Source organism: Oceaniradius stylonematis (assembly GCF_965223445.1).
Taxonomy (GTDB): Bacteria; Pseudomonadota; Alphaproteobacteria; order Rhizobiales; family Rhizobiaceae; genus Roseitalea; species Roseitalea stylonematis.
In genome coordinates, this window is record NZ_OZ244994.1 from 2,694,449 (window position 1) to 2,714,718 (window position 20,270).

Below are 20,270 nucleotides of genomic sequence, written 5' to 3' on the forward strand. Positions count from 1 at the left end.
TCAAAAGGCCGGCTGGGTCTGGCGGCGGCGCTGCAACATGATGACCACGCCAAGCAGGAGCAGTGCCGGAATGTAGAAGACCTGCGCCGGCATGCGCTGGTTGGGCACCTGCACCGAGGCCAGTTCCACCGGCGTGTCGGAATAGAAATCGAAATCGGCGAGCTTCTCGGCGGTGGTGGTGCCGAACATCGGCTCGTCCATACGCACCGTGTCGCCGTCGGGGATCAGCAGCAGGCCCGAATTGGCGACCCGTTCGGCCGCCGTTGCGCCTTCGGCATACATGACCAGCGTCGTCTCGGCCGTTTCTCCCGTGTTGAAGTCGGGACCGCGCACCAGAAGTCGGATGCGGTCGCCTTCCGCCACATCGCCGACCACCTGTTCGAACTGCACCGGAGGCACGTCGCGATAGGGGCTCTGCACCATGTTGAGCCAGACATTGGGCACAAACAGGGTGAAGGCGACCAGAAGCAGGGCCGCGCTCTCGTAAATGCGCGACCGGGCGAGGAAATAGCCCTGTGTCGCCGCTGCGAAAAGCAGCATGGCGAACGTCGCCGTTATGAAGACGAACACGGCCTGAGCGATTCCCTCCCATGTCCCCAGATCGACACCGTAAAGGATCAGTGTCGGGTTGAAGATGAAGAGGAACGGCAGCGCCACCGTCCGCAGGCTGTAGAAGAAAGCGGTGAAGCCGGTCTTGATCGGATCGCCGCCCGAAACGGCGGCCGCGGCAAAACTGGCAAGGCCGACCGGCGGCGTCACATCGGCCATGATGCCGAAATAGAAGACGAACAGATGCGCCGCGATCAGCGGCACGATCAGCCCTTCCTGGGCGCCGAGCGAGACGACGACCGAGGCCATCAGCGACGAGACCACGATATAGTTGGCCGTGGTCGGAAGCCCCATGCCGAGGATCAGCGAGAAGATCGCGATCAGCACCAGCATGACCAGCAAAATGCCGCCCGAAAGCTGTTCGACGAGGCCGGCCAGTTCCGTGCCGATCGGCGTCTTGGTGACCGTGGCGACGATGATGCCGGCCGCTGCCGTTGCGACGCCGATGCCGATCATGTTGCGGGCGCCGGCGATCAGGCCCTCGCGCAGATCGACCAGGCCGGCCATGAACTCGTTCACCAGCTCACCGCCTTCGCCCCGGAACACCGTCTTGAGGGGCCGTTGCGTGACGATGATCAGCAACATCAGCGAGGTGGCGTAGAAGGCCGACTTGGCCGGGCTCTGGCGCTCGACCATCAGGAACCAGATCAGGACGACGATCGGCAGCACATAGTGCAGGCCCGTCGCATAGACTTCGCCCACCGTCGGCAGCTTGAATTCGCTCTCGTTCGGGTCGTCGATCTCAAGGTCCGGCCGGCGCGACGCGACCATGACCAGGCCGATATAGAGGGCGACCAGAACGATCATCATGATCGGCGCCGACAGGTCCGGCAGGGCCGTCTCCAGCGCATCGACGCCGTAGATCAGCGCGGTGAAGGCGACGCCGGCAACGATGAAGCCGGCAAGGAACTTGGCCAGCATGCCGGTCATGGACTTGGATTCGCCGAGCGCCGGCATTTCCTTTTTCAGCGCTTCCAGATGCACGATATAGACGAGCGCGATGTAGGAGATCACCGCCGGTATGAAGGCGTGCTTGATCACCTCCACATAGGGAATGCCGATGAATTCGACCATCAGGAACGCGGCTGCGCCCATCACCGGCGGCATGATCTGCCCGTTGACGGACGAGGCGACTTCCACCGAACCGGCCTGTTCGTTGGTGAAGCCGACCCGTTTCATCAGCGGGATGGTGAAGGTGCCGGTGGTGACGACATTGGCGATCGACGAGCCGGAAATCACGCCTGTCATGGCCGAGCCGACGACGGCGGCCTTGGCCGGACCGCCGCGCAGATGGCCAAGCCCGGCAAAAGCGAGCTTGATGAAGTAATTGCCGGCGCCGGCCTTGTCGAGCAGCGAGCCGAACAGGACGAAGAGGAAGACGAACGCCGTCGAAACGCCCAGCGGAATGCCGAACACGCCACCCGTATCCAGCCATTGAGCGTTGATCAAAGCCGTGAACGACAGCCCCTCATGCTCGATCAGGTCCGGGATCAGCAAGCCTTGCCCGAAATAGGCATAGGCGAGGAAAAGCGAGCCGACCACCGTCAGCGCCGGGCCGAGCGCGCGCCGGCTGGCTTCGAGCAGGACGACAAGGCCCACCGCGCCGATGATCACCTGCGCCTGGGTCGGCAGGCCGGAGCGGGCGGTCAGCGCCAGCTCGTCCGAGAACCAGAACACGTAGAAGGCACAAAACCCCGCAATCGCCGCCAGAACCCAGTCGAGAATGGGAACATGGTGGCGTGGCGAGGATTTGAGCGCCGGATAGGCCAGGAACGCCAGCACCACGGCAAAGGTCAGGTGGATGGGCCGGGTTTGCGACGAGTTGAGGACCGGCAGATACTCGCCGAACCACAATTGAGGCTGCGCGATCCAGAGCTGGAACAGCGACCAGACCAGCGCAAGGCCGGCGATCAGGCCGGCGACTGTCTTGTTGATCGGGACCCGCGCGCCGCTGTCGGCACTGGCCACCAGATCCTGCAGTTCCTCGTCGGTATATTGCCTGCCTTGGCTACCGGTCGCTTCACTCATTGCGCGCCCCCGCAAAAATCGATCCCAAAAACAAAATCCGCGGCCGACGGGCGCCGGCCGCGGAAACCAATCAGTCCATGACGGGGGTGATCACTCGATCAGGCCCGCTTCGCGGAAGTAGCGCTCGGCACCCGGATGCAGCGGCGCCGACAGGCCGTCATTGGCCATTTCCTCGGCGGTCAGGTTGGCAAATGCCGGATGCAGACCCTTGAACTGGTCGAGGTTCTCGAACACCGCCTTGACCACGACATAGACGGTCTCCTCGGGCACGTCGGCCGAGGTCACGAAGGTTGCGCCGACGCCGAAGGTCGTCGTGTCCTCGTCATTGCCGCGATACATGCCGCCGGGGATGGTCGCCGTGCGATAATAGGGCCGCTCTTCGACCAGACCATTCACCGCGTCGTTGGAGACGTCGACCAGCACGCTGTCACAGGCCGTGGTCGCTTCCTGGATCGAACCGGACGGGTGGCCGACCGTGTAGATCATGGCGTCGATATTGTTGTCGCACAGCGCCTGGCTCTGTTCGGCGGCCTGCAGTTCCGATGCCAGCGCGAAATCGTCCATGGTCCAGCCCATGGCTTCCATCACCACTTCCATCGTGCCGCGCTGGCCGGAACCGGGATTGCCGACATTGACACGCTTGCCCTGCAGGTCCTCGAAGGTTTCGATGCCCGCATCGGCCCGCGCGACCACGGTGAACGGCTCGGGGTGGACCGAGAAGACCGCGCGCAGGTTTTCGAACGGTCCCTGCTCTTCAAAACGCGACGAGCCGTTATAGGCATGGAACTGCCAGTCGGACTGGGCCACGCCGAATTCCAGTTCGCCATTGCGGATCGCGTTGATGTTGAAGACCGAGCCGCCGGTCGATTCCACGCCGCAGCGAATGCCATGCTCCGCACGGTCGCGGTTGACCAACCGGCAGATCGCGCCGCCGGTGGGGTAGTAGACCCCGGTCACGCCGCCGGTACCGATGGCGATAAAACTATCCTGCGCAAAGGCTGCGCCGGCTGCGAGCGCTGTCGCAGTTGCAACCAGCACGCCTATCATCTTGTTTCTCATTGCGCGAACTCCCTGTTTTCTTGGCCGCCACTTGCGATGGCGGTCCCCAGACAACACCGAATAACGGATGCGCCGTCAAGTCGCCCGGGCCGATGAAACGGTTACCGGGACTGTGCCCCGGTTTTCCTCACGTTACGTCATGCGGCCTGCCGCCTGGCCCAGGCTTGGCCGGCGCGCCAACATCAGGCCGTGGCGCTCGCTCGTGCCCGCCGGGGCGGCGCCTTGCGGCCGTCCGGCAGCCGGGCCGCCCCGTTGGTCAATTTGCGTTGGACGCATGCGCAGCGCTTTGATATGGCAGAGCCGCGCCGGTAAAGCACCCGTAGCTCAGCTGGATAGAGCGCTGCCCTCCGAAGGCAGAGGTCACAGGTTCGAATCCTGTCGGGTGCGCCATTTCACATTTTCCCATCTCGATACCTCCTAACATATTGAATGGTAGGATTATTTGGGGTTCGAATACCCCTTCTCCCGGTGGCAGGTTCTCCGTTCGACACGCTTGCGAGCGACATGGACTCCGGCATCAGCCAGTCCAGCGTGGATGCGTGGCGCACCATAGCTTTCCCTGAAGCAGCATGGATCTGGCGGATCAGCTCCGTCAGTTCCCGGTCGGCGATATCCCGGGCGGATGGTTCTCGCGTCTGCCAAGCATAGAAGCCGCTGCGTGATACACCCATGCTGCGCGCCAAAGTCTGAACTGGGAACTCGGCCTGGTTCGGCATCATGAACTCGAAGACCTCGGACCGGTCGTGTCGTTCTGTGCGAACCAGGCCGCCGCCTTTGAGAGTATGTCGCGCTCCTGCCGCAACTGCTTGTTCTCTCCACGGAGGCGACCGAGCTCTTCTCGTTCTGTGCTGCTCAGAATGCCGGCCTGCTTGCCATCGTCACGTGCGGCTTGCTTGATCCAACCGTGGATCGTTGCAACGCACGGTTTAAACTCGCGGGCAAGGTCATCAGCGCTACGACCAGCTCTGTGAAGCTCGACAATCTGTTCCCGGAATTCCGCCGGCTACGGGTTTCTCGTTCCGGGCATGTGAGCCCCTTTCCATCGCAGTCAAAAGTGTCCATCAAACCGGGGGAACTGCAACTCCAGTCCTTGCCGAACTGCTGCCCTCGCTCTTTGGTCGGTTTAGGTCCTTCGTGGATGCAGACGGTCGTCAATCAGTTTACCATCCGCCGCAGACCGTCCTGAACCTTCAGCAACGCCGGCAGGTAGTCGTTCACGATCTTTCTCGTCTCGGAATGTATCGCGGCCATCCCGGTATTCAGAGCCGCAATCACCTTGCCTCGGGCGTTGTACACTGGAACCGCGAGTGAGCGCAGACCGAGTTCAACTTCCTGGTCGATCACGGCATATCCATTCACCCGCACATCGGCGATCGTGTCCATGATGTCTTTCGGGTCGGTCAGGGAGTACGGCGTACGCGGTGTGAGATCGGACGCTTCGACCACCGCGCGGGCCTCTTCTTCAGGCAGTGCGGCCAGGAGCACGCGGCCCATCGACGTGCAATGGGCGGGAAGCCGCGATCCCGGCATCAGACCGATTGACATGACCCGGCGCTGGGCGGCGCGCGCGACATAAACGATGTCGGTGCCGTCGAGGATGGACGTGGAGACAGACTGGCCGATCTGTTCCGACAACTGGTCCAGCCAGGGCTGCACGATCTGCGGCAGGGGCAGGGCGGCCAGCGCGCCCATACCAAGCCTGAGAACCCGTGGCGTCAAACCGAAGAACTTGCCGTCATACTCGGCGTAGCCGAACTTGTGCAGCGTCAGCAGGCACCGCCGCGCCGTCGCGCGATCGAGCCCCGTCGCTTCGGCCACGTCGGCGATCGTCAGGCGCGGATGCTCTGCGCCAAAACACTCCAGAACGCGCAATCCCTTTGCAAAGGAGGCGATTATGTCGGTGTTGTTCACCATGCGCACACGCTGGTGCAGTTATTGAACAAATGTCAATATGCGCACAAATTTCCTTGTCTTGGCTGTCTATCCCGCCGATCACGACCGCGGAAGCCACGTTTGAGGGATCCGCGACATGAACAAGACAATCGCCTCCCCGAGCGAAGCGGTCGCCGGTATCGGTGACGGCACGACCGTCATGATCGGCGGCTTCGGCGGTTCCGGCGCACCGATCGAATTGATCCACGCCCTGATCGATGCGGGCCCGAAGAACCTGACGATCATCAACAACAATGCCGGCAACGGCCATGTGGGGCTGGCTGCGCTCATCGAGCAGGGCATGGTCGCGAAGATGATCTGCTCGTTTCCGCGTTCGGCCGATCCCAAGGTATTCACGGATCTCTATCTCGCCGGACAGATCGAACTGGAGATCGTGCCGCAGGGGACGCTTGCCGAGCGCATCCGCGCCGGCGGCGCGGGCATCCCCGCCTTTTACACCCCGACGAGCTACGGCACGGAACTCGCCGAGGGCAAGCTGGTGGCCGAGTTCGAAGGCCGCCACTACGTGCAGGAACGCTGGCTGAAGGCCGATTTCGCGCTGATCAAGGCGGAACTGGGCGACCCGCTCGGCAATCTCACCTACCGGATGGCCGCGCGCAACTTCAATCCGCTGATGGCGACGGCGGCCACGCGCACGGTCGCGCAGGTCACGCGCATCGTCGCGGCTGGCGAGATCGATCCCGAACAGGTTGTCACGCCGGGCATTTTCGTCGACGGCATCGTGGAAGTGCCCGATCCGGAACAGGAAGAGAGCCTCAACCGCGAGGGAGCCGTTTATCCATGAGCGCCGCACTCGATACACTCAAGCTGTCCAGCGCGCAGATCGCCTGGCGCGCAGCGCAGGACATGGAAGACGGCGCCTATGTCAATCTGGGCATCGGCTTTCCGGAGATGATCGCGAAGTTCCAGCCGGAAGGCCGCGACGTTGTCTACCACACCGAAAACGGCGTGCTCGGCTTCGGCGAGGCGCCGGCGGCGGGCGAGGAAGACTGGGACCTGATCAACGCCGGCAAAAAGGCGATCACGCTCAAGCCGGGTGCGGCGTTCTTCCACCACGCGGACAGCTTCGCCATGGTGCGCGGCGGCCATCTCGACCTTGCCGTGCTCGGCGCCTACCAGGTTGCCGAGAACGGCGATCTCGCCAACTGGTCGACGGGCAAGGGCGGCGTGCCCGCCGTCGGCGGCGCAATGGACCTGGTTCATGGCGCGAGACGTGTCGCTGTCGTCACCGATCACGTGACCCGGAAAGGCGAACCGAAGCTCTTGAAGCGATGCGCCTTGCCGCTGACGGGGCTTGGATGCGTGACCAGGGTCTACACCTCGCTCGCGGTGATCGATGTCGAGGACGGCCGCTTCGTTCTGCGGGAGAAGCTGCCGCAATTGTCATTCGAGGATCTTCAGTCGGTAACCGGCGCTGAGCTGAAAGTCCACGGTGATGTCGCGGACCTCGCCGTGCCGGAACTCTGAAGGACGATGTCATGCCCGACGCTTACATCTGTGACTACATCCGCACGCCGATCGGCCGTTTCGGTGGTGTGCTCTCCCCGGTCCGCGCGGACGACCTTGGCGCGATCCCGATCAAGGCGTTGACGGAACGCAATCGCGGCATCGACTGGGAAGCCGTCGACGAGGTCTATTACGGCTGCGCCAACCAGGCCGGCGAGGACAACCGCAATGTCGCGCGCATGAGTTCGCTGCTCGCGGGCCTGCCGGTCAGCGTTTCGGGCACGACGATCAACCGCCTGTGCGGCTCGGGCATGGACGCCGTCATCATGGCGGCGCGGGCCATCAAGGCAGGCGAGATCGAGATTGCGATCGCAGGCGGCGTGGAAAGCATGAGCCGCGCACCCTTCGTTGTGCCCAAGGCCGACACGGCGTTTTCGCGCAAGGCCGAGATCTACGACACGACCATCGGCTGGCGCTTCGTCAACCCGGTGATGAAGAAACAGTACGGCGTCGACTCGATGCCGGAGACCGGCGAGAACGTCGCCGAGGACTTCAAGGTCACGCGCGAGGATCAGGACGCCTTCTCGTTGCGTTCGCAGGCCAAGGCCGCAGCGGCGCAAAACAACGGCCGGCTGGCGAAAGAGATCGCGCCGGTGACGATCCCGCAGCGCAAGGGTGCCCCGGTGATCGTCGACACGGACGAGCATCCGCGCGAGACCTCGATGGAGGCGCTTGCCAGGTTGCGCACGCCGTTCCGTGAGAATGGCAGCGTGACCGCGGGCAATGCGTCCGGCGTCAATGACGGCGCGGCGGCGCTGGTCATCGCCTCGGAGGCAGCGATGAAGAAATACGGGCTGACGCCGATCGCGCGCATCGTCGGCGGGGCGACGGCGGGCGTTCCGCCGCGGATCATGGGCATCGGCCCGGCGCCTGCGACGAAGAAGCTGTGCGCCCGCATCGGCTGGACGCCGCAGGATTTAGACGTGATCGAACTGAACGAGGCCTTTGCCAGCCAAGGCATCGCGGTCCTGCGCGATCTGGGCATTGCCGAGGACGCGGATCACGTCAATCCGAATGGCGGGGCGATCGCGCTCGGTCATCCGCTCGGCATGTCGGGCGCGCGGATCACCGGGACGGCGGCGCTCGAAATGCAGATGCGCGGCGGCAGGCGCGCACTGGCCACCATGTGCATCGGCGTCGGCCAGGGCATAGCCATTGCGCTCGCCGCCGTATGATATCTTGCATTATTCAGAAGTATTACATCATTTTTTATGAATTTCTGGCGCCTTTCTGCATAGTCTCTTCATTATGAACGCTAGAGGCATTATTCCATCAATCAGCTAGGTAAAGGGACACTGTTTTGTTCGAAGCATCATTTCTTTACTATATTAAAACATCTGCCCAGGAAAAATGACGCACCGCTTCGCCTGCTTCGACATGCGCGCCAATTGGCTCTCAAATCGCGTGCACAAAAAACTACGAGGCCATACCAGATGCAGTCTGCGAGGCATGGCGCAAGCTGACGGTGAACCCATGCACGATCTCCTCCATCGGAATGCGTGAATGGGCCCACGGCGGTCAATCGTTATGACCGTTGGTACAAGCACTTCGCGTGGTTTGCCCCGATCTGGTGATCTGGTCAAAAGCCGAGGCCAGTTTCTCCATGCCTTTCCTGATTTCCGGCTCTTCGGAAGAGGCAAATCCGAGCAAAAGGCCATTTGTCTTATCTCGGCCGATATAGAAGCGCGACAGCGTCGGCGCTACGACGCCTTTGTCGCGTGCCGCGGCCGAAAGGGCGACATCCGACAGATCTCCGTTCAGGTAAACCGTCTGCTGCATTCCCGTACTCGTCGGCTTGTAGGTGACGGCGCCTCCGATCTGGCGCTCTATCTCCCTGAGGAAGGTGGCGCGGCGCGCGAGATAGGCCTTCTTCATCTGCCGAACATGCTCGGAGAACCGGCCGTCGTCGATGAACTCTGCCAGGGCGAACTGGACCACCTTGCTGGCCGCCTGACCTGTGTGGTGCAGGGCGTTGGTGATGGCGGCGCACAGCTGCGGCGGAGCGACGAGGTATCCAATCCTGATCCCGGGCAACATGGTCTTGGAAAAGGTGCCCATATAGACCACCGAACGTCCCTGATCGAGGCTCCAGAGTGTGGAGATCGACGGACCCGCATAGCGGAATTCACTGTCGTAATCGTCTTCTATTATCAGCGCTCCAGAGCGCCGCGCCGCATCGAGAAGCTTTAGGCGCCGTACCAGTGAGAGCAGCACGCCTGTCGGACACTGGTGCGAGGGGCTGGTATAAATCAGCTTCGGCGCGGGGGTGATGTCGTCAGGGGGGTGAAGGCCCTGACTGTCGACCTCTATCGGCCGTATGGTCAAACCCGCGCCGCGAAAGGCGCCGCGCGCGCCGAGATAGCCCGGCTCTTCGATCCAGGCCGTATCGCCGATGTCGGTGGTGACCCGCGCCAGCAGATCGAGAGCGGCCTGCGCTCCGTTCAGCACCACGATCTGATCCGTCTCCGGGCGGAACCCACGGGTTGTCGCCAGATGGTCGGCAATGGAGCGCTTGAGTTCCAGGGTCCCGGCGATTTCGCCGTAGTCGAACCGCCTGATGGCGGACCGTCGGGCGGCGCGGTTGATGTAGCGGGCCCAAAGCTGGTGGGGAAAGAGGTCCAGCGCCGGCAGTCCGGCGGCGAACGATCTGTCCTTGTATTGCGGAAGATAGCGCGGACTGTCGCTCAGGCTCTCTCCGCGGCGCGAGAGCCGAATGCGTGAAAGGGACGGTTCGTCGATGACTTCCTTGCCGGGGCGGACCTCCCGCAGCGCCGGTAAATCGGCGACCTTCGTGCCCGCGCCCTGAACCGAAACCAGATACTGCTCCACGCAGAGCTGCTCGTAGGCTGCGGTGACCGTGTTGCGCGACAGGTTCAGTTGTTTGGCGAGCTTGCGTGTCGAGGGAAGATCGGTGCCGGGCAACAGGGTGCCGTCGAGAATTGCCTCGCGGATGCCGTCGAAGAGCTGCGTCGCGAGCGTGCGCTGGCTGTTGCGATCAAGGTCGAGGAATTCGAACAGCCCAACAAACCGCGCCACGGCACTCCCCCTTGTCCTCGTATTCTGTCGCCTTGCCGCACCGCGCGGGGGCAGAAGATCTCCTTTGCGACCGAATGGCCGCGAAGTGGTCCAATTATAAACAGATAATTGGCTCTGTTTCCAGATCCAGTTGGTCGGTAGCTCTCGGTTTCGATGTGAGAAACCGAAAGGCACGACGAATGACGGCATCGGCGCGACACGGATTGGATCTCGTTCACCAGTTCTCGGATCTTCAGGCCCATCGAAACGGCGAAACGACCACAATCGTCAGGGGTGAGGGCGTTCATGTCTTCGATGCCGAGGGCAACCGCTACATCGATGCGATGTCGGGGTCGTCCTGCGCCAGTCTGGGATTCCGCGACGAGCGTCTTGTCCAGGCGATGACGGAACAGGCCGGGAAACTGCCGTATTATCACCTCTTCGCGCAGAAGTCTCATGAGCCCGCGGAGCGCCTTGCACGGCAGCTCAGCGCGATGGCGCCCGAGCATCTGAACCACGTGCTCTTCGCCAATTCCGGTTCCGAGGCGAATGACGCGGCGATCAGGATCGTCCGCGCCGTCAATATCAGCCGCGGAAAGCCCGAAAAGCGGCGGGTGATTGCGCGGCATGCCGGCTATCACGGCTCGACGACGCTCAGCGCGTCCGTCACCGGGCAGGCCCACATGCGTTTCGGGTCGGACAGCGTGTCCCCCGATGTCAGCTTCATTCCGGAGGTCTGCCACTACCGCCACGGCCACGACGGCGAGAGCGAAGAGGCCTATGCGGCGCGATGCGCGGCGGAACTGGAGGCGGCGATCCTTGCGGTCGGGCCCGATACCGTGGCGGCATTCATCGCCGAGCCGGTCATGGCATCGGCGGGCTGTCTCCTTCCTCCGAAGGGGTACTTTCAGTTGGTCGACGAGGTGCTTCGGCGCCATGATGTTGCTCTGATCGCAGACGAGGTGGTTTGCGCGCTCGGTCGCCTGGATTCGCCTTTCGGCTCGACCAGATACGGTCTTCGACCGAATCTGATGACGCTCGCCAAACCGCTGACCGGGGGCTATTTCCCGCTGTCCGCGGTGCTGATGACCGACGAGATCTACGATACGTTGACGCTTGAAAGCGCCAAATCGGGGTTGCTGGGACATGGGCTGACCTATGGCGGTCATCCGATTGGCTGCGCGGTCGCCAGCGCGGCGCTGGAGATCTATGCGCAAGCGGATTTCCGGGCAAACCTGCACGCAACCATCGCGACATTCGAGCGGCATCTGGCCGCGATCGCCGATTGCCCGATCGTCGGCGAAACGCGTAATGCCGGCTTGCTCGGAGCGCTCGAAATCGTGGCGGACAAGACGACGCGCCGGCGCTTTGATGCGATGGAAAACGTCACGCTGAAGATCGGCCGCGCTCTCCAGAAAAACGGAGTCATCACTCGCTGGACACGCGAGACCGTCAACTTGTGCCCGCCGCTTGTTATCTCCGAGGACGAGTTGGAGGTGCTGTTCGGCGCTCTGCGCGCATCGCTTGACCAGGTCGCCGCCGAAGTCGCGCACGAAGTGGAGGAGGGCCAAGCCTCCCTCGCATAAAGTGGACCTCCCAAAATCAGAAAAATGGCTCTGTTTCAGGGACAAATAGGATGGGAGGCTTTGCTCGGCGATCGGATGTCCCGGCGCGACCGCCGGGACATCGAAACAAGGAAACACCTTTGAACGACGGAACCGACATAGAGATTGCGCAGGGGGACGACGACTTCATTCGTTTTCAGGCTGTGAAGAAGAGCTACCCCGGCGGGGTCGATGTGATTGCCAATCTCGACCTTTCCGTAAGGAAGGGTGAGTTCATGACGCTTCTGGGTCCGTCTGGCTCGGGAAAATCAACCCTTCTGATGATGCTGGCGGGTTTCGAAAAGCCGACGGCCGGCACGATCGTGGTGGGTGGCCGGGATTTCACGCATATGCCCCCGAACAAGCGCAACATCGGCGTGGTCTTCCAGGATTATGCCCTGTTCCCGCACATGACGGTTGCCGAAAACGTGGGATACGCGCTCCGCGCCCGCCGGGTTCCGCGCGATCAGCAGGTCGAGAAGGTGAATGCGGCGCTGTCTCTCGTCAGGCTGGAGGGTTATGGCCATCGCCGGCCCTCCGAGCTCTCCGGAGGTCAGCGCCAGCGGGTCGCCTTGGCGCGGGCTCTGGTCTTCGATCCCGACCTCGTTCTGATGGATGAACCGTTGAGCGCGCTTGACCGGCAGTTGCGCGATCACATGCAAATCGAGCTCAAGCGGCTGCACGAGAAGCTGGGCCTCACGGTGCTGTTCGTCACCCACGATCAGGCCGAAGCGCTGACCATGTCGGATCGCGTCGTTGTTCTCAACGACGGTGCGATAGAGCAGGTCGGCAAGCCCGAGGACGTTTATCACCGCTCCGGTAGCTTCTTCGTCGCGACCTTTATCGGCGAGACGAACGTCATCGAGGCGACGCTCGACGAGATCGCGGAGGGCAAGGGCAGCGTTCGTCTTCCGAATGGCGTCCGGCTGACATGTCAGGTGAGTGGCGGGATGGTTCCGGGGCAGGGAGTCAAGCTTCTGGTCCGCCCCGAGCATGTCTGCGTCGAGGCGCGACAGAGTTCCACCGAAACAGGGCATTTCGACACTCTGCCCGGGCGCGTCGAGGAGCGGATTTTCTACGGCGATCACCTTCGACTGACCATCGCGACGAGCGGTGGCGGCTCGCTCGTGGCGAAGATCGAACAGCACGCAACCGATCAGAAATACGAAATCGGCGCCGACGTCGGAATCCGGTTTCTCCCCGATTACGTGAGGGCCTACCCGCTTGAAGAGGCCGCAACCTGAAAAGCGTCAAAAAAGTTCAACCTGACAGGAGAGAAGAATGAAACATATCTTGAAACAGAGTATCAGCGGGGCCGCAGGCATGGCCCTTCTCGCGGTATGCGGCGGTGCTGTCGGCACTGCGTCCGCGGAAGAGAGCCTGACGATCGTGTCATGGGGCGGCGTTGTTTCCGAGGCGCACAGGAAATCCTTCTGGGACCCGTTCACGGAAGAGAGCGGCATCAAGATCCTGGACGACTCCTTCAACGGCGAACTGAGCAACATCCGTGCCCAGGTCGAAAGCGGCACCATCCTTTGGGACATCGCCGAGCCGGAATTCGCGGAAGCGGCGCTGGGTTGCGAGGAGGGGCTTTTCGAACCGCTCGATACCAGCATCATCGACGTTGACGACATCCCGGCTGCGCATGTCACCCGCTGTTCCGTCACGTCCCTTCTCGCCTCGACGGTGCTTGCCTACAACGCGGCCGAATTCGAAGGCGAGGGTCCGCGAAGCTGGGTGGATTTCTGGGATGTCGACCGCTTTCCCGGACGTCGCGGGCTCAACTTTTCGGTCACCGACACGCTCATCGTCGCGCTCCTCGCCGACGGTGTGGCGGTGGATGAGGTCTATGAGGTTCTGGAAACCAAGGACGGACAGGACCGTGCCTTCGCAAAACTCGATGAACTGCGCGATCACATCATCTGGTGGCGTTCGGGCACGGAACAGATCCAGGGTCTCCTTTCGGGCGAGTATGTGATGGCTGCGGCCTGGAACGGTCGCGTGGCAAGCGCGGCGAAGACCGAGGGCGCGGATCTCGCCATGGCCTGGGAAGCCGGTCATATCTTGACCGGAAACCAGTGGGTGGTCCTCAAGGGGAGCAAGCACAAGGCGGCCGCGATGGGCTTCCTGGCTTTCGCGCTGCGTCCCGAACAACAGGCCGATTTCATGAACGGCATCGACTACGGCGTCATCAGCCGCAAGGCACATGAACTGATCTCGCCGGAACGGCTCGCGATCATGCCGGGAAACCCCGCTCTTGAAGACGATGCGGTGCCGCCGAACGCGAATTTCTGGCTCAACAACTTCGACACGCTCAACGAGCGGTTCCTCGCCTGGGCCTCGAGATGAGCTTTCTGTCTCCCGGGCGCACCGTGCGCCCGGGAGACAGTGGTCTTCAGACCTTAATCGCAGTCGGAACGGTCCGTATGTTTGCCAAAAACGCGCATATCGCGCTTCCCCTGATGCCTGCGCTGCTGTTCGTCGTCTTCGCGTTCCTTCTGCCCATCCTGTGGTTTCTCTCCCAGGCCACCAACGGCAGTCCGGTCGTCTCCGTCATTCCCGCAACGGCCGAGGCGATTGCCGGCTGGGACGGGGTGGGCCTTCCGCAAGACGATGTCTTCGAGGCGCTGGTCCGGGATCTGACACAAGCCGAGCCGGCGGATGTCGCTTCGCTCGCCCGGGAACTCAATTTCAGGCAAGCGGGCAACAGACGCCTCATCCTGCAAGCCGCCAGAGAACTGGAGGCCGATCTGGGGGGCGAAGCGCGCGCGCGGCTCGAAGCAATCAACGGCGCATGGGCAAGTCCGGAAATCTGGCGGGTGATCCGGCAGAGCGCGCGCACGTTCACGACCTACAACATCCTCGAATCCCTCGACCTCGAAGCGGGTCCTGACGGCGGCGTCTCCGTCAAACCCGTCGATGACAGGCTGTTTCTGGGCGTCTATGCCCGGACCCTCACGATCTCGCTGACGGTCACCGTGATCTGCGTTCTGCTCGGCTATCCGCTGGCCTATGCCGTGGCCAACGCGCCGGCCCGGACGGCGGCCATCCTCATGCTGTTGGTGCTTTTGCCTTTCTGGACGTCGCTTCTGGTGCGGACGCTCGCATGGATGGTCATCTTCCAGCGGCAGGGCATTCTCAACGGCGTTCTCATCGAGGCGGGCCTGATGTCGGAAGGGCTGCAATTCCTGCGCACGCGCTTCGCGGTGATCGTGTCGATGACTCACATCATGCTTCCCTTCGTCGTGCTGCCGCTCATCAGCGTGATGAAGAAGATTCCGCCCAACTATATGAACGCCGCCGAGTCCCTCGGCGCCGGCCGAATACGGGCATTGGTCAGCGTCTACCTGCCGCTGACCCTGCCGGGTCTCAGTGCCGGGGTCGTTCTGGTGATGACGCTGTCTCTCGGCTTCTACGTGACGCCGATGCTACTGGGCGGCGGCGGCGACCAGATGATCAGCAATCTCGTCGCCACCTTCGTCAATCGTAGCCTCAACTGGGGTCTCGCCGCCGCGCTCGGGCTCTGGCTGATCGTGTTCGCCATGGCATTCATCGCTGTCGTGGGCGGCACGCTTTCCAGCAAGAAATGGGCTGTTTCCTAATGCCCCATCTCTCGAGGATCCTGTACGGCACCTTCGTGGCGGCCACGCTTTTCTTCCTGGTGGCGCCGGTGATCGCGATCATTCCGATGTCGTTTTCCTCCGGCGAGTTCTTCATTTACCCGCTGCCCGGGTTCTCCCTGGGATGGTATGGCGAGATTTTGAGCGACGCCCGCTGGCAGCGCGCCTTCGTCAACTCGCTCGTGATCGGCGTCAGCAGCGCCGCCATCGCCACGGTGCTCGGGACGCTGGCCGCGCTGAGCCTGGTGCATATGCGCTCGATCTTTTCCCGCATCGCCTTCGGGCTTCTGCTGCTGCCGATGCTCGTGCCGGTGGTCATTGTCTCGGTCTCGCTCTTCTACTTCTACAGCAAGCTTGGGCTGGTCGGCACGCGGACCGGCTTGATTCTCGGTCATGCCACGCTCGGCCTTCCCTTCGTCGTTGTCACTGTTCTTGCGACCTTGCGAAACTACAACTTCACGCTCGACCGTGCTGCCCTAAGCCTTGGCGCCGGTCGTCTGCGCACCTTCCTCACGGTGACGCTGCCGCTCATTGCGCCGGGCGTTTTGTCGGGCGCCGTGTTCGCCTTTGCCGTATCGCTCGACGAGGTGGTGGTGACACTGTTCCTGGCCTCCCCGGAACACACCACGCTGCCGCGCGAGATCTTCAGCGGCATTCGTGAATCGATCAGCCCCGCCGTGGTCGCCGCGGCGACTGTGACGATCGGGCTCTCGTGCTGCCTGCTCGGCCTGCTCGCCCTCATTCGGCGCTAATTCGTTCGCGTCGCCCAGAAGCAGGCCCCATCACCACATGTTTTCTACCTGACCGGAGAAATCCCATGAACATCGAACCGCACCCGGATCGCGACACCCACGCAGACGACGGGGCGTTCTATATCGGCGGGCAATGGCAGACGCCGCAGGCAGGCGAGATGCTCGCCAATATCGATCCGGCAACGGAAAACGTCATCAATCACGTGGCCTGCGGTTCCGCCGCCGACGTCGACCGCGCGGTCGCGGCCGCCCGTCAGGCTTTTCCGGATTGGGCGGCCACCGGGCGTGAACAACGTCTCGATCTCCTCAACAGGGTGATCGAGGGATATGCCGCCAGGGAAACCGAACTGGCCGCCGCCATCTCGCTGGAACTCGGCGCTCCGATCGATCTTGCACGGAGCGCTCAGGTCGCGGGCGGGCTGTCTAATTTACGCGCCTATGCCGCGGCTCTTTCGAGTATGGAACTCTGCACGCCGTCTGTCGCGGGCAGCAAGACCGACATGCTTTTCAAGGAGCCGGTCGGCGTTTGTGCGCTCATCACGCCTTGGAATTGGCCAATGAACCAGGTGACGCTCAAGGTCGGAGCGGCGCTGGCCGCCGGGGCGACGATGATTCTCAAACCCTCGGAGCATCTGCCGGTGACCCATCGCATCTTTGCCGAAATTCTCCACGACGCCGGCGTGCCGGCCGGTGTCTTCAACATGGTGAATGGAACGGGCGAGGGGGGCGGTGCGCCTCTCGTGGCCCATGACGAGGTCGACCTGGTGTCGTTTACGGGGTCGACGCGCGCCGGCCTCGGAGTTGCGGCCACGGCGTCGCGTGCGCTGAAGCGAATGACGCTGGAACTGGGCGGCAACAATCCGGCAATCGTATTGAAGGATGCGGATCTTGAACCGGCCATCCGCTTCATCGTCGAGCAGGGCATGCGCAATTCGGGCCAGTCGTGCAACGCGCCCTCGCGGATACTTGTCGATGAAAGCCTCTACGAGCGTGCCGTCGAGATCGCGGCACGTTTCGCCAATGAAACCGTCGTCGGTTCGCCCCGGCAACCAGGAGGCCATATCGGCCCCGTCGCATCGGCGCTGCAGTACAGCCGCGTGCAGGACTTCATCACCCGATCGGTCGCCGCCGGAGGGCGCGTCGTCGCGGGTGGACCGGGCCGACCCGAGGGTTTCGAAACCGGATATTTCGTCCGGCCGACGATCTTCGCCGATGCGGATGACACGCTGGCCGCCTATGCCGAAGAGGTTTTCGGTCCCGTGATGTGCATGCGCGCCTTCCGTGACGAGGACGAGGCGATCGCGCTCGCCAACGATACCGAATACGGGCTGGCCGCCTATGTGCATGGCGGGTCCGCCGAGCGTATTCGCCACGTCACCAACCGGCTGCAGTCCGGCATGGTGCATATCAACGGCCATCTGAGAGCCTCGGGCACGCCATTCGGCGGCTATAAGCTCTCCGGCGTGGGGCGCGAGGGCGGCATCTGGGGTATCGAGGAATTTCTCGAGCTGAAGTCCGTATCGGGCTGGCCGGCAATGGTCGGTTGACGGTGGCAAAACTCGAGGGTCTGCCAATTGAAAACCGGTGAGGAGCGATGGCCACAACAGGTCAAACACTGGGGAGCGCTCATGGATGTGCTCCGGTAAGGAGCGTGATGAGCTGGACGTCCGAGTCTTTTCGTCAAGTCGAAGCCTTCTTGTTGGCACTGACTGCCGAAAACTGCCGCGGCTTTCCGAAATACGCTACTTCGTAGCCGCCGCTGGGAATGGAAGCCTGCGGCGGGCGGCAAGAGTCTTTTCAGGGAACGGCTGGCCCTGTCCGGCGTTTCCTCCAAGGACATCAACCGCAAAGGAGTTATCCATGAATTGGGACCAGATCGAAGGCAAATGGACCGAGTTCAAGGGCAAGGCGCGCCAGAAATGGGGCGAGTTGACCGACGACGAACTCGATCAGGTGCAGGGCAATCGCGAGGAACTGGCCGGCAAGATCCAAGCCAAATACGGCAAGACCCGCGAGGAAGCCAAACGCGAAATCGACGAATGGGCCGACTCGGTCTGATCGCGTCGCGCAGGCCAGTCAGGAGGCCGCCCTTCGGGGCGGCTTTTTGCTGTGCGGCGGAAAAGCGTCGCTCGCATCAGCCGGTCGTGCCGTCGCGGCCCAAGATCGGGGCAAGCCGGTTTGCCAGAAAATCGCGGTCGGCATCGAGTGGATCGGTTCTTTCGAACGAGGCCATCAGCAGCATGGCGTGCCGCTCGAAGATCGGCCCGACTTCATCATCGGCAATGTCATGCAGCCGCATCAGCGCGTCGGCGATGTTCTGCACCATCAGGAGATTGCCGGCCGCCGCGCGTCGCAGCGGGTGGAATGCCGTGTTGACGATGTCCTCGACCGTCAGGCCGGGAATGCTGACGCGGACGACGCCGTCCCCGTCGCTGATAAGGCGCTGGCGCAATCCCCTGTAGACCGGCGTCACGAAGGCTGCGCTGAGCCGATCGACGCAGGCGATGGCCGTGAACGTGTCGTTGACGCCCGGCGACAGCGCGCGCAGCGCGATCTCAAGCAGCACGCTGATCGCATACTCGATGTCGTCGCCCGACCCGCGCACCGGGGAGAGGGTCACCGAACCGGCAAACGCTTCTTCGATGGCACCGCGTTTGCCATCGCCCGCATCGCCGAAAATGCTGGCCAGAGCCTGCCCCCTGAGGACGAAGGTTCCCGGCTTGTCGACGATCTCGACGCGCACGTCGAACTGGTCGGCCAGCGCGGTCAGACGCTGTTCGTCGATGCCGACAATATAGCCGTTTTCACCGGCGGTGATCTCGAACGCCGCCGCGTCACCCCGGTCGAACGACGCATCCAGGGCTTTGTCATCATTATCGGCGACGATTCCGGTGAGGCGCTCTTCCAGTTGGGTGGAAATGGCGGCGATCTCCTCGTCGATCGTCACGCTGCGCGAAACGGTGTGAACGAAGAAGATCAATTGCAGCACCGCGATCACGGCGAGGCAGAACGCGATGGCGATCGAAACGCCCGGCACCGTATCGGGGCCGGTCTGGTGCAGGATGGTCAGGGAGAACAGGAAGGTGCCGCCGAGAAGGCCGGCGGTCACCTGATTGACACGGTCGCCGGTGAATCGCCGCAACAGCCGCGGCGCGATGTTGCCGGCGGCCAGGGTGAAGACGACCAGCACCAGCGAATAGACAAGGCTCAGCGTCGTAATCGAAGCGCCGGAGATCGTCGACAGGATTGTGACCGCCGTTTCGTAGTCGGTCTGGAGGATGCGGTAGAGTTCGACCGCATCGCTGCGCGCCAGCATCCGGTCGAGCCGAAGCGCGATGAACGCGCTCAGCCAAAGTGTCAGCGCAAGCGCGCCGGGCACGGTGATCAGCCCCCGGACGCTGCCCAACTGCCTCAATGCACGTCCGATCATCGATCCTGCCACCATCCGCATCGAAAACGCGGGAACCCCCAACCCGGTTCCCGCGTTGTGAAGGTAAAGAGAGGAGATCGATAATGACAGTGATGAAGGACATGAACCAGTCGGACCGCAAACACACCGGGGACGGTACCGGAGACGATGCCGACAAAACGGCCCAGTCGATCACTTCGCGGGACATCAGGGCCGTCGCGATTTCCGCCGAACCGGTCGATGAACGGCTGGCGGCGCTCAAGAGCATGAAAACCGAGCTCGAGGCCCGGCTTTCGGCCGATGGCGGCGGCGATCTGGCTCCGCTGGTCGAGGAAGTCGACAATGCGATCGAGAACCTGTCAGGCCCCGGCGGCGAAGCCGGCGTGCGGTCGGCGACGGCGTCCGAATGAGCCGCCGGCCTGAGACCCTCAACGAAAAACGGAAATGAACATGGCCTCCAGCCACGGGCCGTCCGTCAAGGACGATGAAACCTATGAGGCGCTCCGCGACAAGGGCGCGTCGAAGGAAAAGGCGGCGCGCATCGCCAATGCACAAGCCTCCGAAGATCAGGACCCGTCCGCAAAGGGCGGGTCCGCCAAGGCCTATGAGGACTGGTCGAAAGCCGACCTTTACGATCGTGCGCGCGAACTCGACATCGAAGGCCGTTCCTACATGTCGAAGAGTGAACTGATCGACGCATTGCGCAATCATTGAA

General features: G+C 62.7%; 18 protein-coding genes and 1 tRNA gene. 13 read left to right on the top strand and 6 right to left on the bottom strand.

Features of this window, described 5'->3' with window-relative positions:
• Nucleotides 1-2,637: a TRAP transporter permease gene (locus tag ACOQOU_RS13275; protein ID WP_306025243.1), complete on the bottom strand. Its 2,637-nt coding sequence runs from the start codon at nt 2,635-2,637 to the stop codon at nt 1-3.
• Nucleotides 2,638-2,727: 90 nt separating this feature from the next.
• Nucleotides 2,728-3,696 carry a TAXI family TRAP transporter solute-binding subunit gene (locus ACOQOU_RS13280; RefSeq protein WP_109768712.1) on the bottom strand — a complete coding sequence of 323 codons (969 nt, stop codon included), beginning with the start codon at nt 3,694-3,696 and terminating at the stop codon, nt 2,728-2,730.
• Nucleotides 3,697-4,009: 313 nt separating this feature from the next.
• On the opposite strand from ACOQOU_RS13280, the gene ACOQOU_RS13285 reads away from it, so the two are divergent.
• Nucleotides 4,010-4,086: transfer RNA gene (locus tag ACOQOU_RS13285), tRNA-Arg, on the top strand.
• A gap of 2 nt (nt 4,087-4,088) precedes the next feature.
• Here ACOQOU_RS13285 and ACOQOU_RS13290 read toward each other — a convergent pair.
• Nucleotides 4,089-4,415 (bottom strand): hypothetical protein, encoded by a 327-nt coding sequence (locus ACOQOU_RS13290; RefSeq protein WP_420578731.1) that lies wholly within the window; start codon nt 4,413-4,415, stop codon nt 4,089-4,091.
• Nucleotides 4,416-4,851: 436 nt separating this feature from the next.
• Nucleotides 4,852-5,610, bottom strand: coding sequence for an IclR family transcriptional regulator (locus ACOQOU_RS13295; RefSeq protein ID WP_109769296.1), 759 nt, complete (start codon nt 5,608-5,610; stop codon nt 4,852-4,854).
• Between the two features lie 115 nt (nt 5,611-5,725).
• Between ACOQOU_RS13295 and ACOQOU_RS13300 the strand changes: the two genes are divergently transcribed.
• The 3 genes from ACOQOU_RS13300 to pcaF are packed head-to-tail and all read left to right on the top strand — an operon-like array spanning nt 5,726 to nt 8,330.
• Nucleotides 5,726-6,433, top strand: a complete 708-nt coding sequence (locus tag ACOQOU_RS13300; RefSeq protein ID WP_306025245.1) for a 3-oxoacid CoA-transferase subunit A — start codon at nt 5,726-5,728, stop codon at nt 6,431-6,433.
• Nucleotides 6,430-7,116, top strand: coding sequence for a 3-oxoacid CoA-transferase subunit B (locus ACOQOU_RS13305; RefSeq protein WP_306025246.1), 687 nt, complete (start codon nt 6,430-6,432; stop codon nt 7,114-7,116). Before ACOQOU_RS13300 ends, ACOQOU_RS13305 begins: the two co-directional genes overlap by 4 nt.
• 11 nt (nt 7,117-7,127) lie before the next feature.
• On the top strand, nt 7,128-8,330 hold the full coding sequence (pcaF, locus tag ACOQOU_RS13310; RefSeq protein ID WP_306025247.1) for a 3-oxoadipyl-CoA thiolase: 1,203 nt from the start codon (nt 7,128-7,130) through the stop codon (nt 8,328-8,330).
• Nucleotides 8,331-8,673: 343 nt separating this feature from the next.
• Here pcaF and ACOQOU_RS13315 read toward each other — a convergent pair whose 3' ends face one another.
• A complete protein-coding gene (locus ACOQOU_RS13315; protein WP_158585235.1) occupies nt 8,674-10,191 on the bottom strand; it encodes a PLP-dependent aminotransferase family protein in 1,518 nt (505 codons plus the stop codon).
• A 74-nt stretch (nt 10,192-10,265) separates the two neighbouring features.
• On the opposite strand from ACOQOU_RS13315, the gene ACOQOU_RS13320 reads away from it, so the two are divergent.
• From ACOQOU_RS13320 to ACOQOU_RS13350, 7 genes are all read left to right on the top strand, one after another.
• Nucleotides 10,266-11,756 (top strand): aspartate aminotransferase family protein, encoded by a 1,491-nt coding sequence (locus ACOQOU_RS13320; RefSeq protein ID WP_306025248.1) that lies wholly within the window; start codon nt 10,266-10,268, stop codon nt 11,754-11,756.
• A gap of 119 nt (nt 11,757-11,875) precedes the next feature.
• Entirely contained in the window at nt 11,876-13,018 is a 1,143-nt protein-coding gene (locus ACOQOU_RS13325) for an ABC transporter ATP-binding protein (RefSeq protein ID WP_306025249.1), read from the top strand.
• Nucleotides 13,019-13,055: 37 nt separating this feature from the next.
• Nucleotides 13,056-14,123, top strand: a complete 1,068-nt coding sequence (locus ACOQOU_RS13330) for an ABC transporter substrate-binding protein (protein WP_306025250.1) — start codon at nt 13,056-13,058, stop codon at nt 14,121-14,123.
• Nucleotides 14,124-14,200: 77 nt separating this feature from the next.
• Nucleotides 14,201-15,376, top strand: coding sequence for an ABC transporter permease (locus ACOQOU_RS13335; protein ID WP_306025251.1), 1,176 nt, complete (start codon nt 14,201-14,203; stop codon nt 15,374-15,376).
• Nucleotides 15,376-16,146 (top strand): ABC transporter permease, encoded by a 771-nt coding sequence (locus tag ACOQOU_RS13340; RefSeq protein ID WP_158585232.1) that lies wholly within the window; start codon nt 15,376-15,378, stop codon nt 16,144-16,146. The genes ACOQOU_RS13335 and ACOQOU_RS13340 overlap by 1 nt, the downstream gene beginning before the upstream one ends.
• Nucleotides 16,147-16,211: 65 nt before the next feature.
• Complete coding sequence (locus ACOQOU_RS13345) at nt 16,212-17,693, top strand: aldehyde dehydrogenase family protein (protein ID WP_306025373.1); 1,482 nt, start codon at nt 16,212-16,214, stop codon at nt 17,691-17,693.
• A 313-nt stretch (nt 17,694-18,006) separates the two neighbouring features.
• Complete coding sequence (locus ACOQOU_RS13350; protein WP_109766513.1) at nt 18,007-18,204, top strand: CsbD family protein; 198 nt, start codon at nt 18,007-18,009, stop codon at nt 18,202-18,204.
• A 76-nt stretch (nt 18,205-18,280) separates the two neighbouring features.
• Here the strand turns inward: ACOQOU_RS13350 and ACOQOU_RS13355 are convergent, their stop codons facing one another.
• The gene (locus tag ACOQOU_RS13355; protein ID WP_306025252.1) at nt 18,281-19,576 is read right to left on the bottom strand and encodes a DUF2254 domain-containing protein; all 1,296 of its coding nucleotides are present in this window, start codon (nt 19,574-19,576) and stop codon (nt 18,281-18,283) included.
• A gap of 83 nt (nt 19,577-19,659) precedes the next feature.
• On the opposite strand from ACOQOU_RS13355, the gene ACOQOU_RS13360 reads away from it, so the two are divergent.
• Nucleotides 19,660-19,965, top strand: coding sequence for a hypothetical protein (locus ACOQOU_RS13360; RefSeq protein ID WP_306025253.1), 306 nt, complete (start codon nt 19,660-19,662; stop codon nt 19,963-19,965).
• 40 nt (nt 19,966-20,005) lie between these two features.
• A complete protein-coding gene (locus tag ACOQOU_RS13365; protein WP_109766673.1) occupies nt 20,006-20,269 on the top strand; it encodes a DUF7218 family protein in 264 nt (87 codons plus the stop codon).
• The last annotated feature ends 1 nt before the right edge of the window (nt 20,270 follow it).

What these genes read in the sequence shown, in the direction of transcription:
- ACOQOU_RS13275 (WP_306025243.1), bottom strand. Translation starts at nt 2,637, where the DNA reads ATGAGTGAAGCGACCGGTAGCCAAGGCAGGCAATATACCGACGAGGAA.
- ACOQOU_RS13280 (WP_109768712.1), bottom strand. Translation starts at nt 3,696, where the DNA reads ATGAGAAACAAGATGATAGGCGTGCTGGTTGCAACTGCGACAGCGCTC.
- ACOQOU_RS13290 (WP_420578731.1), bottom strand. Translation starts at nt 4,415, where the DNA reads ATGATGCCGAACCAGGCCGAGTTCCCAGTTCAGACTTTGGCGCGCAGC.
- ACOQOU_RS13295 (WP_109769296.1), bottom strand. Translation starts at nt 5,610, where the DNA reads ATGGTGAACAACACCGACATAATCGCCTCCTTTGCAAAGGGATTGCGC.
- ACOQOU_RS13300 (WP_306025245.1), top strand. Translation starts at nt 5,726, where the DNA reads ATGAACAAGACAATCGCCTCCCCGAGCGAAGCGGTCGCCGGTATCGGT.
- ACOQOU_RS13305 (WP_306025246.1), top strand. Translation starts at nt 6,430, where the DNA reads ATGAGCGCCGCACTCGATACACTCAAGCTGTCCAGCGCGCAGATCGCC.
- pcaF (WP_306025247.1), top strand. Translation starts at nt 7,128, where the DNA reads ATGCCCGACGCTTACATCTGTGACTACATCCGCACGCCGATCGGCCGT.
- ACOQOU_RS13320 (WP_306025248.1), top strand. Translation starts at nt 10,266, where the DNA reads ATGGCCGCGAAGTGGTCCAATTATAAACAGATAATTGGCTCTGTTTCC.
- ACOQOU_RS13330 (WP_306025250.1), top strand. Translation starts at nt 13,056, where the DNA reads ATGAAACATATCTTGAAACAGAGTATCAGCGGGGCCGCAGGCATGGCC.
- ACOQOU_RS13335 (WP_306025251.1), top strand. Translation starts at nt 14,201, where the DNA reads ATGTTTGCCAAAAACGCGCATATCGCGCTTCCCCTGATGCCTGCGCTG.
- ACOQOU_RS13340 (WP_158585232.1), top strand. Translation starts at nt 15,376, where the DNA reads ATGCCCCATCTCTCGAGGATCCTGTACGGCACCTTCGTGGCGGCCACG.
- ACOQOU_RS13345 (WP_306025373.1), top strand. Translation starts at nt 16,212, where the DNA reads ATGAACATCGAACCGCACCCGGATCGCGACACCCACGCAGACGACGGG.
- ACOQOU_RS13350 (WP_109766513.1), top strand. Translation starts at nt 18,007, where the DNA reads ATGAATTGGGACCAGATCGAAGGCAAATGGACCGAGTTCAAGGGCAAG.
- ACOQOU_RS13355 (WP_306025252.1), bottom strand. Translation starts at nt 19,576, where the DNA reads ATGATCGGACGTGCATTGAGGCAGTTGGGCAGCGTCCGGGGGCTGATC.
- ACOQOU_RS13360 (WP_306025253.1), top strand. Translation starts at nt 19,660, where the DNA reads ATGACAGTGATGAAGGACATGAACCAGTCGGACCGCAAACACACCGGG.
- ACOQOU_RS13365 (WP_109766673.1), top strand. Translation starts at nt 20,006, where the DNA reads ATGGCCTCCAGCCACGGGCCGTCCGTCAAGGACGATGAAACCTATGAG.